We start from the raw sequence: 14,265 nt of genomic DNA on the forward strand, positions 1-14,265 counted from the left end.
CCGCTGGACGGACAGGCCGAGCTGAACCACGGCCTCCGCGTCGACGGCGCAGCGGTAGGCGGTGTGACGCTCTCCGCACCGCAGCGCCGGTTTGTCGGTGGGGCGATCTATTGTCCCGGCCATGACTTCAGCGACGCAGGCGTACACGTACGCCGCGCCCTCCTCCCTTGTCGACGGTCGCCTCGGATTGGCGACCTCCGGCGGACGGGCCCTGTCCGGCCCGGCCGTGGCCCCCCGGTTCTTCAGCGGCGTGGTGACCCAGGCCGCCCCCGCCGCGGCGGGCCTGCTCGGCGTCGCCGATGTGGCGCTGGCCCGCTACCACCAGCCGCAGGCGCGGCCCGGCTGGGTGCGCGACCCCGTGGTGACGTGCAACGGAGACCGGCTGCGGTTCGAATCGTTCTCGGCCTGTGGCGGCGTGTACGCCCGGCTCGATCTGCTGAACGGCTCGCTCGACGGCGAGGTGTTCGACCGGGGCACCACCAACGTCGACGTGAACGCGCCGCTCCGGGAGGCGCTGGCGCGCATCGGCGCGCGTGACCCGTTGCACCTGGGGGTGGGCCTCGACGAGCTGGTCGTGACCACGATGGACGGCGCGGTCGTGGAGAAGAAGGTGCCGCTGCCCGAGCGTTGGTTACGCGGATTCGCCGAGGTGCAGGTCATCGCCTCGGGCATGGACCAGCGCGGTGAGCTGACCGGCATGGCGGCCGTGCGGTTCCTGCGCGGGCTGCCCAAGAAGGGCACGGTGTGGGTGGCGCAGGCAGGGCGTGAGCTGAAGGTCTCCGCCCGTCAGGTTCCGGGCTCGGTCCAGCTCGCCGGCCCCAACCGGCTCGGCACCCTCCTGCCGCTGCTGCGCTTCGCGAAGTCCCTCCGGGTGTACGGCCCGGCCGACGCCGCCTCCAGCGCCTGGGAGCTGGAGCTTCCGGGCATGCGCTACACGCTCACCCTCTCGCCCGAGCGCTGGCGCGGCTTCTCCGGCGAGGGCGCGGTGCTCGACGACCTGGCCACCGACGAGGCCGAGAACGACGCCGACGTCGTGGGCATGCTGCTCAACTTCGAGCCCGAGGTCGAGATCGGCCTGCTGGCCGACCGAGCGGGCATCCCCGCCGACCGGGTGCGGGCCGCGCTGACGCAGCTCGGCGTCGCCGGCCGGGTCGGCTACGACCTGTCGGAGGCCGCCCACTTCCACCGTGAGCTGCCCTATGACAAGGACAACGTGAGCCTGCTCAACCCGCGGCTGGCCAAGGCGCGCAAGCTCGTCGACGCGGGCGCCGTGCACCTCGAAGGCGAGCTGGCCACCGTCCACACCTCGGGCGGCGCGCGCCGGGTCTCGCTGACCGACGGCTCCTGCACCTGCGAGTGGTGGTGGGACCATCGCGGCTCCCGTGGGCCCTGCAAACACGTGCTGGCCGCCAGGATCGTCGCCCGCGCCGCCGTGGAGGTCTCCCGATGACCCTCTGGACGGAGATCCGCGACCTGGTCACTGACAATCAGGTCACCCACCTGGCCGACCGGCTGGTCACGCTCACCGAGGAGGAGCGCGCCGAGCTGGGCGGGCGGTTGCCCGGCCTCGTCAAGGAGCTGCGCCGCGCCCTCACCGAGCCGATGCGCACCCAGCATCCCGACGACTTCGAGGAGATGGCCTCCTGGGAGGTCGGCGACCTGCTCGACGAAGTGGCCGACGCGCTGCTGCTGACCGGTGTCGGCATCATCACCGGACCGGCGGCCGCCGTGACGTGGATGACCAGCCGCGACGTCAACCGCCGGTGGGCCGGGGACCCCGACGTCGCCCAGGTGTGCCGGGTGGCGGCCACCCGTCCCTTGGAGTGGCGTCGTGAGGTCGCGGTCCGGCTGGCCCAGCGGGTGCGCCGTCCCGCCGACCGCATCGCGCCGCTGGCCGTGGCGCTGCTGCGTGAGTCCGGCGCCGTGCCGCCCCACCACGACCCGTTGGTGGCCGCTTGGCTGGCCGCGCCGAGCGTGGCCGGTGACCCGCTGACCCCCGTGCTGCTGCCTCGTGTCTTCGCCGCTGACGGCGCGGGCCGCGCCCTTCGTGACGAGCGGCTGGAGCCCCGGCCAACCCGCTGGCTGGCCACCGCCGCCCGCGAACTGCCCAGGGAGGAGGTGCTCGACGGTTGCGTGAGCCGTTTCCTGCGCGGCGGCCAGGCGCAGGACCTGCGTTTCTTCGTCCGGCTGCACACACTCCTCGACCCCACGCCCGCGGAGTCCGCACCCCGCCTGCGCGACTACCTGCGGTTGTTGCCGTCGGCGCCGGGCACGGTCGCCGAGCTGGCCGCGGGGCAGGTGCGCGGGGCGATGCCCCTCGACCACGCCGACCTGGTCGAGGCGGTCGACGCGCTCACCTTCCGGGACGAGGCCAAGCTGGCCACCACGGGCCTGCGCTGGCTCGACCAGGCGATCCGGGCCACGCCCGAGGCGGCCGCCGACTTCGTGACCGCGCTGACCACGGCGTACGCGCACAAGTCCTTCGACGTGCGCACCCGCGCGGTCGAGCTGAGCTTGAAATACGCCGACCTGTTCGCCGACCACGCCGAGGCGATCCTCGACGGCGCCCACCACCTTCCCGCCGACCTGGGCGCGAAGCTGGCCGAGCAGTACGGCGGGGAGATCCCGGTCGAGGAACCTCTGGAGCACAAGGAGTTCCCGCCGCTGCCCGAGCTGCCGGAGGGGCGGCGGTTTCCCGAGCCGTCGATCTTCCCCGGTGACCACGAGGGCTGGATCGGCCAGGAGCGCTGGCTGGCGGCCTTCGTCGCCGGGATCGCCGAGGACCGGGCGAAGCTGTGCCGCAAGCTCAAGCCCCACGTCGAGCAGGACCAGGGTTACTGGCGGTCCAGGGAGGTGCGCCTCGACCCCGGCGAGTGGCAGTCGGCGCTGGCCGCCGAGCTCGTGACCCCCGGCAGCGTGCCGGAGCTGCCGCCCATCCAACCGGAGAAGTTCTGGGACGGGGCAAACCACTCCGTGCGCGTGCGCGCCCTCACCCGTGGCGAGGAGCCCGACCCGGAGCAGTCGCCCCGGCGGATCACAATAGGCGGCGCCTACCGGCCTGGCCGCTATCTCGACGACGACACCCCGCTGCGCGCCTTCTTCATCACCTGGACCAGCGACGACGGCCCGGACGGGGCGGTGGCCCACGAGGGCGACCGGCAGATCCCCTTCGCCATGGGCCGGATCCACCTGAACGGCTCCCCCACCGACGTCGAGCAGCCGTGGTATCACGGCAACGACGACGAGGAGGAGGACGAGGAGCTCGGCGACGACAGACTGCCGGATCGCCTCCATCCGCTGCGGACGAGGCCCGGCGTCTTGTACGACGACTCCGTGGAGGCCATGCCGTCCTTCATCCTCGACCGCGCCTACGAGCGCATGGCCGAGCTCGGTGTGGACCCCGCCCGGATCGCGGCGATGCGGGCCGGGGAGCAGGTGCCCCCGGCGCACCCGGGCGAGCCGCTCGTACAGGTGACCGTCGTCTTCGTCCCGCCCCGGCTGCGTTCCTACATGCCCGAGCCGCTGCCCGAGCACGACGAGTGGCGGCGGCGCAACCGGCTGCCCCACCCCAACGGTGTCTCCCCGCTCCACGACTTCCTGCTGCACCGCTACGTGGAACTCGCCGAGGCCCTCCGCAACGGCACCCTGCCGCCGGTGCTGCTGGCCACGCCGACCTGGATGAGCGGCCACCTCGACCCCGACGTGCTAATCGACCGGCTGGAGACCTGCGCCGCCGCCGGCGTGGAGCCACCCCCGGCCGACCTGGCGCAGGCGCTGCTGCGCTTGCCCCGGGGCTGCCACCCGGCCGCGGCCGACCGGGCCGCCAAGGTCGACTCGGAGGCGGCGCGCTCGGCCGCCCGCTGGCTCGCCGGTGACGGCATGGCCGACCCCGAGTGCGGCCACGTGTGGCGCCACATGGTCGACGCGTCCATGGTCGACTTCGGCGACGGCGAACCGGAACACTTCACCGAGGTCCGGCTGCAGCCTGTGCTGCGGGTGACGGCCCCGACCGGCCATCGGCTGATCGACGAGGTGCTGCTGCGCGAGCCGTTCGACTGGAGGGTCGACGAGTCCGGCGGCACGCTCAGGGCATGGCCCGCGATGCTGCCCTCGCACCGCGAGGTCGTGGCCGTCAACTTCCTGCCCTTCCTGCTGCGCGGCCACTGGGGCGCGTGGGCGGCTCCGTCGGAGATCGCCGGCCTGGAGATCGCCCAGGGCCCGATGGGCGAGTCCACGGCGGTGATCCTCGCCTTCCTCCTGGCCGACAGCGTGCCCGGCATGATCCCGCTGGTCCTGAGCATGGCCGCCAGGGGCGAGCTGCCCGCCGAGGCGATCGGCCGCCAGCTCGCGCTGGTGCTGCGCCGCACCTGGCGGGAGACCCGCCCCGCCATCGCGGCCCTGACCGAGCTGGCCGACGCGGGCGGCCACCAGGAGGTGTGGCGCATCCTGCGCGCCCTGCTGCCCGGGATGCTGTCGGGCAAGGGGCGGCGCATCACCGTGACCCACGCCGATCTCGTCGCCTTCGCCGCCGACGTGGCACGCTGGAGCGGCGCGCGCGGGGAGATCCCGGTCATCGGCGAGTTCGCGCACAGTCGCCGGGCGACCCGCTTCGTCCACGAGTGCAAGCGCCTCCACGCCCAGCTCACTGGAGCCACGTCATGACCTCTGGCGACATCCGTACCGAGCTCCGCGCGAGCCCGCTGCCGGCCGCCACCGTCGGCTGAGACGCCTTCGACTGGACCGCCAACGACCAGGTCACCAGCCGGCGCGCCGAGCCCGCACCGGCTGGTGAAGGCGGTCTCCGGTGGCCTGGCGCGGCTGCGGCGTGGGCACTTGCGTGTCCGGAAGTCCCGAGTCATGACGGGGTGTGTCGGGGCGCGCGAGCACACACCGAGCCCGCCTGGCACCAACCAGGGGCAGCTCCGTAGTGACCAAAGAGTGAGCAGGAAACTGGTCTGGATCCTGGTCACCGATGGGGCACATGCTGTCTGTGGCGCAAGGCTCGGCCGCGGCGAACACGAGCCGGACCTGGAACCACCGAGAGCCGTCGGCAGACCTCCATCAGGTGATTGATCCACCACACCTACAACCGCACAGCCTCGCCTCGACCACTGGGTTCCGCATGCCCAGCGGCCGGTCCCGCGCGCACTCCCAGCGGCCCAACACCACCAGTGCCGTGTGAAACAGCCCGGCAAGCCGATCAACGATAGGAGCAATGTGCCAAGAAGAACTTCTCCGCCCGCCATCGCCCGCGTGGCGATGGCGGCGCTGCTGACCGCCACGATGTCCTGCGGGGCCAGCGCGACGGTGACCGGAGAGGGCGACACGGATGCCGTCGGCAAGCGCGGCATCACCTGGGAGGAGTGCGAGGAGGAGCCCACCGTCGAGTGCGGCACGCTGACGGTACCGATCGACTGGTCCAAGCCGAACGGCCTCACCGTGGACCTGGCCCTCGCCCGGCGCAAGGCCATCGACCCCTCCGCGCGGATCGGATCCCTGCTGATTAACCCGGGCGGACCCGGCAACTCCGGCGTGAAGGACATGCTTCGCTCCGCCGGCTTCAGTGAGGACGTCCAGCGGCGCTTCGACATCGTCGGCTACGACCCCCGGGGCGTCGCCCGCAGTGGCTCGGTGACCTGCTCGGCTTCGGTGTACAACCAGATGCCGTCTCCGGTCATGACCAGCCAGGCCGACTACGACAAGTGGGTCGCCTTCAACAAGAAGCTGCACGCGGACTGCCGCAAGCTCACCGGCCCCCTGTACGACCACATCGACTCGGCCAACGTGGCGCGTGACATGGACGCCATTCGGGCCGCGCTCGGCGAGGACAAGCTGACCTCGTACGGTGTCTCCTACGGCACGCTCGCTCAGCAGATGTACGCCGAGCTTTTCCCGAACCGGGTCAGGGCCATGGTGCTGGACGGCAACATGGACCACAGCCTGAACGTCAAAGCGTTCCAGGTGACCGACGCGGCCGCCGTCCAGGACAGCTTCGACGAGTTCGTCGCCTGGTGCGACCGGGACACCGATTGCGTCCTGCACGGGCGCGACGTCCGGGCACTGTGGAAGGGACTGCTCAAGAAGGCGGACCGCGGCGAGCTGCACTGGCCAGGCGTCAATGACCGCCCGGTGAGCGCCCACAACCTCCTCTGGCTGGGTGTGGTGCTCAACGAGGCGCCCGCCTGGCGGCAGGAGGCCAAGGTGCTCCTCGCCTTGGCCGGCGGGCCGGTGCCGGATGACATGCCGGGCCCTCCCGGCAACGGGCCCGTGAACGGTGAGTCCGCCGAACTCCCCATCGCGATCCTCTGCGAGGACTTCAATCTGTCGCTCCGGAACTACAACGAGTACGCCGACGTGATGCGCAGCTCCAACGCGGTGGCCCCTGACATGCGGTACAACCCGATGCCGATGGGCGACATGCCGATCTGCCAGGGCCACCCGGTGAACAACCCGCAGCACCGGCTGCGGTACACGGGTAGCGCTCCGCTGCTGGTGGGCACCTCCATGCACGACCCCGACACGCCGTACCAGTGGTCGGCCAACGTGGCCCGCCAACTCGGCCCCAAGGCCAGGCTCCTCACGTACGAGGGCTGGGGCCACGGCATCTACAGAGTGACCCAGTGCACCAGGGCTGCAATGGACAGCTACCTGATCTCGCTGACCGTGCCCGCACAGGGGGCCCGCTGCCCGGCTGAGGAGCGCCAGGACTAGGACCGAGACGTGAACGCCGGTCCGGCGCTGCGGGTCAGAGCCACAGCCACAGGGCGAGGCCCATGATGACGATGGTGATCGACGCGCCGATGAGAACCTTCCCGAAGGCGGAAATCTGTTTCAGCCTTCGGGACGTGGGAGCGAGTCTCTGGAAGCGCCTGCGATGTGACGTCTTCCGGTCGTTGCCGTCATCCACAGGGGCGGTCATCCGGTCGAGGCCGGCTTTGATGTGGCCGGCGACGGGCCTTCCGGTCAGGCCCAGGCTGCGCACGGTGCCGCCCGCGACCGTGTGGAGCAGCGCCGAGGCCGTTCCTGGTGCGCTCTCGGCCACGATGGCGAGCACGAACGTCTGGGGAGGGCGGTCCACGTCCCCGAGGATCTCCTCTATGTCAGCCGAGGTGAGCTGCCTGCGGTAGCTCACCCAGAGCACGCTCTGGTAGTAGATGATGCTCTCCTCGGCGGCGCAGATGGAGCTGATCGCCTCGATGAGGTAGCGGTGCCGGGTCAGCGCGTATTTGACGGCCTCCATGGCCCGCGGATCGGTGGGCACGGCGCGGTGCTCGGCCTCGGCTATGGCGATGTCCAGCACCCTGCGGTTGCGGGACTGGACGGCGACGCGGAGCAACTCGTCCTCCGACAGGTCGTCGAGGATCCTGCGCAGGTGCTCGCGGCCCAGCAGGCTCGCGATGAGCAGCTTGCCCGAGGGGGCGCAGGCAGGCAGGATCCGGCGCATCGCGGCGAGCAGCGCGGGCGGAAGGGCGGGCTCCTGCCGGAACGGTCCACCCAGGTCGACCAGCATCTCCTCGACGTCGGCCGCATGCATCGCCGACCCGTACAACAGCCGGAGCAGGATCTCAAAGAAATGCCGCATGACGGACGAATCGGCCAGCCTCTCAGGCGGGCGGATGGGGTTCGCTCTGATGAACACCCGGTAGGTCTTGCGATCGTGGTCCGCCACACGACCGCGAGCCCGCTGCGCCAGCTGCGCGTTGAGGACGGCGAGCCGCTGCCCGTCGGCGTTCGCGATGCTCTCACGGCACTGGTGCAGCAGCTGCTCGACCGAGGGCAGGGCGGCGGCGGGCTGCTCGGCCTGCGCAGGAAGCCGGGGAGAGGTACGGCCGCGGAGCAGCCTGGACGCGGCGGCGCGGTGGGAGGCGTCGTCGAAGTCGCCTGGTTCGGCCGCGGTCGTGAGCCACCTCATCAGCTCACAAAGGTCATCGCCCTGATAGCCCTCCAGTTCCCGCTGGTAGAACAGTGCCTGGGGCGGGATCGGCCCCGCAGGATCGCCGTCCTCCCAGGGCAGCTCCCAGGCCCCGTGGGTGGGGGGCACCTCGGCGAAGGAGAGGCGGATCCGGTGCCGGGAGGCACTGTTGGTCCAGGTGGAGACCGCCAGCGTGCGGCGGAACCCGTACGGAAGCAGCGCCGCCACCGTGTCCAGGAAGTCCAGCCGCTGGTCCAGGGTGAGATGGCCGGCCCGTACCATGCAGACGGGCTGTCCGGTGAGCAGCAGCGCCGCCGCCCGCCGTGCCGTGCCGTTGACCTGGCCGGCGAGATGACGCTCGTCGTACGCCGCGAGCGAGAGCTGGAACGGCGCGTCGCCGGAGAAGTTCTCCTTCAACAGCGCCTCGTACAGGGCCCGGTACGAGAGCCTGGTCGACTCGGAGGCGACCTCCGCCCAGCGTACGCAGACGTAGTACGTCATCGCGTACGGGCGTTGGAAGCCGTCCTGGGAGTCCGGTTCGGTCTGCAGGGACAGCCCCAGCCAGGGCTCGCCGTCAGGGTCGGAGAAGTAGTTGGTCGCCACCCGCGGGAGGGCCTTGGGCTCCATGGTCCCGGAGGTGAACGCCTTGAGCCACATGCCGAACTCCGCGTTGGTGATCGCACCCGTGCTGCAGTCGATCACGCTGTAGTCGTCGAGGCTCTCCGGTGTCTTGCCTAGGATCGCCCAGTGGGCGGTCAGCCGTCCCATCGTCTGCTCCTCATCGCGCCGGGCCGGAGCATGCGGCCGAGCCAGATCACGGGCTCCATGACGTTCATGGGGCGGATGGCGCCACGGATCGTCAGTCCGCCGCTTGCGTTGTCGATGACATTCAGGAAGTCGTCCGGGTCGAAGCTGCCGAGATCCTCGTCGATGAACAGGCCCACCGATGAGGTCACGAAGTACCTGATGCGGTCCTGGTGGAAGAAGGCCTCGAGCAGGTCGAGGATCATCTCCGTGTTGTGGTCCTGGGCGTCCCGGCACAGCAGCCGGAAGAAGTCGCGGACCCGCTCCTCGGGCACGTGGGGGATGCGCAACTCGTCCACGGGATCCCGCTCGGTGAACCCCTCTTCGATCGCCGTTCTCAACACCTTCGGGTCGTCGAACTTGGTGATGCAGACGGCGACGTAATGGGGGAGCTTGCCGTCCTCGTACGCGTCGTCGACGAGCATCCGCCCGGCGACCTCGTGCAGAGCGGCGTCCAGGTGTTTGAAGGCGTCACCCACCCGGGCCTCCCGGTCCGGGTCGAACATGTAGATCAGGCCGCGGCTCTTGACCAGGCTGTCGACCAGGGCCTTTTTGTCGATGTTCGACTCGGACTCGGCGTACAGGTCACCGCGCAGGTCCAGGAAGTCGAGCTTGATCTTCGGAGCCTTCCCCTCACGCGTCTCCCACGGCCACCACCATCGTCTGCGCGGCGCCCCCGCCGGGCCGATGATCAGCCAGCTGTAGTGGGTGAGGGCCTCGGTCGGGGCCGGGAACGTACGCGTCTGCAGCAGCGTCGTCCGCAACTTCGCCAGCTCCATCCGGGACACCGGGTTCTCCCCGATGAGCCTCCAGCCCGCGTCGGGGGCCTTGTTCAGCGCGATGCTCAGCGCCGCCAGGAAGGCGGTCTTGCCGCTGCCCGAAGCACCCCACATGGCGATGTCAGGCGCGCGATCGCGCTCGGGATCGCCGGGGGCGGAGTCAGTGTCGACCACCGAGGTCCTCATTCTGGGAGTCGGAATTCTGGGAGACGAAGGGAAGGGCGAGCACGGCGGCGGGCGGTGTCACCAGGCCGAGCCGGAGCGCGAGTTCTTCCGCGTTCACCGCGTCCACCTGGAACAGCGCGGCCGAGCCGAGCCGATGCCAGGCAGCCGAGGCAGTGGCGGGCGGACTGTCGCAGATGACCGCGCTCCTCAGGTCGTGGCGCTGTTCCATCTCGCGCAGCAGCGCCAGCCAGTCGTACCGCGCAGGGCAGGGGGGCACGCGGTCGAGGCCGGCCCGAGGCGGATGCGGCGGCCGCGCCCCGATGGTGAGCAGCGCCGTCCGCGTGTTGACCGGCTGCGGGAGCAGCCGGGCGCTCACCTCCGCGAGCACGTCCTCGAGTTGGGCGGCGTTCGGGTAGGCCGGCGCGGTGGGCTGCAGGGACTCCAGAGCGGTCCGCGCCTGCGCCGCGGACCCGGACCAGACGGCCACGGCCGGCCGGGTACGGTCCGCGTGCCGGGTGCCGAACACGTGGGTGCCGTATCCCACGACGGACACCTGGAGCTGCCGGGGGTCGAGACGGCGCTCGGCGAGCAGGTCGATGACATAGCCGGCCCAGTGGCAGCGGGCCTCGAACTCCTTCGCGGTCCCCGCCGTCTCTATGGCGCACACCAGGTGCGCGGGCCGGGGCGCGTAGTGCAGCCGCGACGGCAGCGTGGCCACCACGTCCGCCCACGGCCGGGTGTCCGGCCGGAGGCCGGGGATCCCGGGAAAGCGGACCACGCCGGGCCGCTCCAACACCGCCCGCAGCACATGCCGTCCGGGCGAAAACGGCGCGTGGTCGACCGACACCAGCTCCGAAGGCTGGAGCGGCCCCGCCCAGGCGGAGATCGCGAGCAGCATGCCGCCGGCGTCGGTGCACGTGACGGCCACCTGGGCGTCCTCCCCCGGCTTCGCGCCGGGACCGAAGAGCCGTTGTCCCACCAGTTCGAGTCTGCGGTCGTCCGCGCGCTCACGCGCCATGATCAAGTCGTACACCTGGCGCAGCGGCGCGCCGGCGACCAGCTCACGGAGCAAGTCCCCGACCTTGGCCCCGGACACCTCGGCGACCTGGGCCGATGGCCGCCACTGCCGCAGTGCGCGCACGGCGGCCTCCTGCTCCGGCCCGTCGGCGGACCGCACGACCACCACCGGGTCCCCCTCGTCGGCGGAGATCAGATCCTGGGAGACCCGGAGCACCGCGTCGTGGACGTCATCGCCGGCGGCGGCCAAAGTGGACCACTTGGCGGCGGCCCTGCGTGTGTAGTACGTCGTGCCGACCTCGTCGACGCGGACCTCGAAGATCCGTGTTCCGGCGGTGCCGATCTCCACGACCGCCAGCCGTTCCCTGAACGAGGCGATCAGATCGGCGAGATCCCCCCGCAACCCACCCTCTGCGAAATGGCTCAAGAATTTCCCCCACCAGTTTCGGACCCTTGCCTGGTACGAATTAATGTCCTTGGTGGAGTAAGTGATAGTAAAGGGGGATAGTCAAGCCTTTGTCCGTTTTCTGGTAGTTTGTAATCCTTTGTGACAGCACCGCGTGGCGGGCGGTCAGGCCCTCTTGTTATAAATCATGATTGCCGGTTGTTTATGGTAGTCAGTGGATTACTCACGGGGTAGGGCGTTGTGCGCCCTGGTCCCTTCCTCCCGGAGCCGCGCATGGTCGGTAGATGGTTGATCGTCTTGTCGGGTGCCCGTCCCGACGTGCTGGACAGGTGCAGGGGGGAGCGTGCCAGGTTCCACGGCCTGGGTGGCGCCATCCTGACCACAGCCTGCATCGCCGCCATCTCCATGACATTCGCGTTAGCCTCGGCGCTCAAGGTGTTCCCGCCCCTCGCCGTCCTGATCGGCCTCGTCTGGGGCGTGGCGATTCTGAGCCTGGACCGCTGGCTCGTCACCTCCCTGCCGGCCCGAGGCGGAGGGCGCCTGTGGCTCGCCCTGCCCCGGGTGCTGCTCGCGTTGCTGCTGGGGGCCGTCATCTCCACGCCACTGGTGCTGCAGATCTTCAAGCCCGAGATCGATGCCGAGATCGTCGACATCCAGCAGGAGAAGGCCGACGCGTTCACCCGCGCGCAGCAGGGCGGCGAAACCGGCCGGCGGATAGCCGCTCTGGAGAAGTCCGCGGCGGCTCTGGGAGCCGTGATCGCCTCGCGCGGGGAGAGTGCGCTCGATCCGGCGGCCGATCCCCGGATCCAGGAATTGAGCAAGTCGCGCGAGCGGGCGGTGAAGCAGCGGGACGCGTTCTACCAGGAATGGCAGTGCCAGCTGTACGTCGGGCCGCCCAAATGCGCGAAGAAGGGCTCCGGGCCGCTGGCGAAGGCGGCGGAGGAGGCGTACAAGGGCGCCCGCGATCGGGTGAATGACATCGACCGGCAGATCGAGCAGCGCAGGAAACGGCTCAGCGACACTCAGGAGGCCGGAAAGGCGAGCAGGCTGGCCCAGGCGGAGCAGGACCTGCGCAGCGTACAGACGGAGCTGGACAAACTAACAGAAGGGCAGGCGCGGCTCAGATCCGGTTTCGCCGCCGAGATCCAGGGATCCGACGGCCTGCTGCTGCGACTGGAGGCGCTCAGCAGGGTGTCGCAGAACAATCCGACCCTCACCCTGGCGAGGATCTTGCTGTTCCTGTTCATCCTTCTCATCGAGTGCCTGCCGGTCATCGTCAAGCTGATGCAGCGGCCGGGCAGTTACGACACGATCCTGGCCGCGTTGGAGAAGCGTGAGGTCAATGCGGCCATCGACCAGATCTACGAGGCGGACAGGAGGCCACGGCGCGCCGCCTGGCGGGAGGGCACGACCCGGCCGTACACCGCGGATGAGCCGCGTACCGAAGTCTTCCACGCTACCGATACGCCGTCCCCGCCCTCGCAGGAGCGCCACGAGGGCAGGAGCTTCGAGGACGAGGCGCTCCGCGGCCTCCGAGACAACCGCGCCTCCCGGCCGGCCGGGACGGGCGACAGCCCGCAGGCCGAGTACGCCGGAATGAACGATGATTGGTGAGCACGTCGCGGGCCGGTTCGTCATCGAGGCGCAACTCGGCAGCGGCGGCATGGGGCGGGTCTGGCGCGGCCGGGACAGCAAGCTCGGCCGCGTGGTGGCGCTCAAACAGGTACGCGCGGACGTCGGCCGCCTGCCCGAGCTCAAGGCGCGGGCAGAACGCGAGGCGCAGGCGCTGGCCCGGATCGACCACCCGGGCATCGTCCGCGTCCACGACGTGCTCGACGCCCCGGACGGCCCATGGATCGTGATGGACTACGTGCAGGGCGCCTTGCTCGGCGAGTTGATCGAGCGGGGACCCTTGTCCGAGCCCGCCGTGGTGCGGGTCGGCGCCCAGGCGCTCGACGCGCTCGCCGCCGCGCACGCGGTAGGGGTGCTCCACCGCGACGTGAAGCCGGACAACATTCTGATCACCGCTTCCGGTGGGGTCGTCCTGGTGGACTTCGGGATCGCCGCCATCGAGGGTCACGAGCGCATCACCATGCTGGGTCACGTGATCGGCACCCCCGACTTCATCGCCCCCGAGCGGCTGCGAGGCACCCCGGCAGGCGAGGCGGCCGATCTGTGGTCGCTCGGTGCCACGCTCTACACGGCCCTGGAGGGACGTCCGCCGTTCCGCAGGGGCACCGAGGAGGCCACCAGGTTCGCGATTCTCACCTTTCCCCCGGACCCCATGACCCGGGCGGGCAGGCTCAAGCCGACGATCAACCGGCTGTTGACCAAGAGCCCGGCCACCCGGATGACGGCCGGCGAACTGGCGCGCATGCTGGAGCAGGCTGCCGGGCGCTCTCCTGGGGTGGAGCCGCGCCGGACGTCGCAAGGCCCTGTCACGAAACCGCCTGCGCCTCCCCAGGCGAACGGGGCTGGAGGGAACCGCTCCTCCGCAGGGAGCGACGGCCGAGGCGGGAACGGCTCGGGAGCGGGTGGTGGCGTTGCGGCGCAACGAGTGCGTCGGACGCTCGCCGGCGCCGGCGCCGCAGAAAGAGGTTCGATGGTCCTCACGCTGCCCGCGGCCGATGCGGCGGTGCTCCTCGCTGAACAGGGGCAGCTGTTCACGACCGCCGCAGTGGAGGAGATGTGCCGCCAGGCGGCGACGTGCGCGAAGATCCTGCAGATGTTGCTCCCGCGCCACGTGGGCCGGCTGCTGGACCAGGTACGTGACCCGAGCCTCGTGGCCGGGGTCGTGCTGGCGATGGACCCCCACCACCGCGGACGCGTGCTCGGTCACATGCACGATCGGCATTCCGCTGCGGCCATCGAGGCGATGGCGGCCGTCGATAGCCGGCAGACCGGCCTCGCCCTCGCCGCGATGCCGGAGGACCCGGCCGGTCAGGCGCTCAGTCGCCTTCCATCCTCCACGATCGCCGGGGTGCTCGTGCATTGCCGGCCTTCCTGCCGCGACCGCCTGCTGCCCCTGCTACCGTCCGCGACCCGCGGCGACGTCGAGCGCAGACTCGCCGCCGAGGGATAGCCGCCTGATGGGCACCTGCGCTGCCACTGCCGACGGCCGCCCAAGCGCCCCGCTGCGTGCTGTCCCGGACCCGATCACGGGTCCCGAGCGAATCATCGGC

8 protein-coding genes are annotated in these 14,265 nt (G+C 70.7%); 5 read left to right on the forward strand and 3 right to left on the reverse strand.

Annotation, left to right across the window (positions count from 1 at the left end):
- Nucleotides 1–121 precede the first annotated feature (121 nt).
- From Q9G87_RS07530 to Q9G87_RS07540, 3 genes are all read left to right on the forward strand, one after another.
- Nucleotides 122–1,450 (forward strand): SWIM zinc finger family protein, encoded by a 1,329-nt coding sequence (locus Q9G87_RS07530; RefSeq protein WP_305915478.1) that lies wholly within the window; start codon nt 122–124, stop codon nt 1,448–1,450.
- The gene (locus Q9G87_RS07535) at nt 1,447–4,662 is read left to right on the forward strand and encodes a hypothetical protein (RefSeq protein WP_305915479.1); all 3,216 of its coding nucleotides are present in this window, start codon (nt 1,447–1,449) and stop codon (nt 4,660–4,662) included. Before Q9G87_RS07530 ends, Q9G87_RS07535 begins: the two co-directional genes overlap by 4 nt.
- A 555-nt stretch (nt 4,663–5,217) precedes the next feature.
- Nucleotides 5,218–6,711: an alpha/beta fold hydrolase gene (locus Q9G87_RS07540; RefSeq protein WP_305915480.1), complete on the forward strand. Its 1,494-nt coding sequence runs from the start codon at nt 5,218–5,220 to the stop codon at nt 6,709–6,711.
- Nucleotides 6,712–6,745: 34 nt separating this feature from the next.
- Here the strand turns inward: Q9G87_RS07540 and Q9G87_RS07545 are convergent, their stop codons facing one another.
- Genes Q9G87_RS07545 through Q9G87_RS07555 form a run of 3 tightly spaced genes read right to left on the reverse strand, consistent with a single transcriptional unit; the run spans nt 6,746 to nt 11,104 of the window.
- The gene (locus tag Q9G87_RS07545) at nt 6,746–8,680 is read right to left on the reverse strand and encodes a hypothetical protein (RefSeq protein WP_305915481.1); all 1,935 of its coding nucleotides are present in this window, start codon (nt 8,678–8,680) and stop codon (nt 6,746–6,748) included.
- Nucleotides 8,668–9,669 carry a hypothetical protein gene (locus Q9G87_RS07550; RefSeq protein ID WP_305915482.1) on the reverse strand — a complete coding sequence of 334 codons (1,002 nt, stop codon included), beginning with the start codon at nt 9,667–9,669 and terminating at the stop codon, nt 8,668–8,670. The genes Q9G87_RS07545 and Q9G87_RS07550 overlap by 13 nt, the downstream gene beginning before the upstream one ends.
- The gene (locus Q9G87_RS07555; RefSeq protein ID WP_305915483.1) at nt 9,656–11,104 is read right to left on the reverse strand and encodes a hypothetical protein; all 1,449 of its coding nucleotides are present in this window, start codon (nt 11,102–11,104) and stop codon (nt 9,656–9,658) included. Before Q9G87_RS07555 ends, Q9G87_RS07550 begins: the two co-directional genes overlap by 14 nt.
- A gap of 252 nt (nt 11,105–11,356) precedes the next feature.
- Between Q9G87_RS07555 and Q9G87_RS07560 the strand changes: the two genes are divergently transcribed.
- Nucleotides 11,357–12,697: a DUF4407 domain-containing protein gene (locus Q9G87_RS07560; protein WP_305915484.1), complete on the forward strand. Its 1,341-nt coding sequence runs from the start codon at nt 11,357–11,359 to the stop codon at nt 12,695–12,697.
- Nucleotides 12,687–14,165 (forward strand): serine/threonine-protein kinase, encoded by a 1,479-nt coding sequence (locus Q9G87_RS07565; RefSeq protein ID WP_305915485.1) that lies wholly within the window; start codon nt 12,687–12,689, stop codon nt 14,163–14,165. Before Q9G87_RS07560 ends, Q9G87_RS07565 begins: the two co-directional genes overlap by 11 nt.
- The last annotated feature ends 100 nt before the right edge of the window (nt 14,166–14,265 follow it).

The organism is Nonomuraea turcica, assembly GCF_030718205.1.
Taxonomy (GTDB): Bacteria; Actinomycetota; Actinomycetes; order Streptosporangiales; family Streptosporangiaceae; genus Nonomuraea.

What these genes read in the sequence shown, in the direction of transcription:
- Q9G87_RS07565 (WP_305915485.1), top strand. Translation starts at nt 12,687, where the DNA reads ATGATTGGTGAGCACGTCGCGGGCCGGTTCGTCATCGAGGCGCAACTC.
- Q9G87_RS07545 (WP_305915481.1), bottom strand. Translation starts at nt 8,680, where the DNA reads ATGGGACGGCTGACCGCCCACTGGGCGATCCTAGGCAAGACACCGGAG.
- Q9G87_RS07530 (WP_305915478.1), top strand. Translation starts at nt 122, where the DNA reads ATGACTTCAGCGACGCAGGCGTACACGTACGCCGCGCCCTCCTCCCTT.
- Q9G87_RS07560 (WP_305915484.1), top strand. Translation starts at nt 11,357, where the DNA reads ATGGTCGGTAGATGGTTGATCGTCTTGTCGGGTGCCCGTCCCGACGTG.
- Q9G87_RS07535 (WP_305915479.1), top strand. Translation starts at nt 1,447, where the DNA reads ATGACCCTCTGGACGGAGATCCGCGACCTGGTCACTGACAATCAGGTC.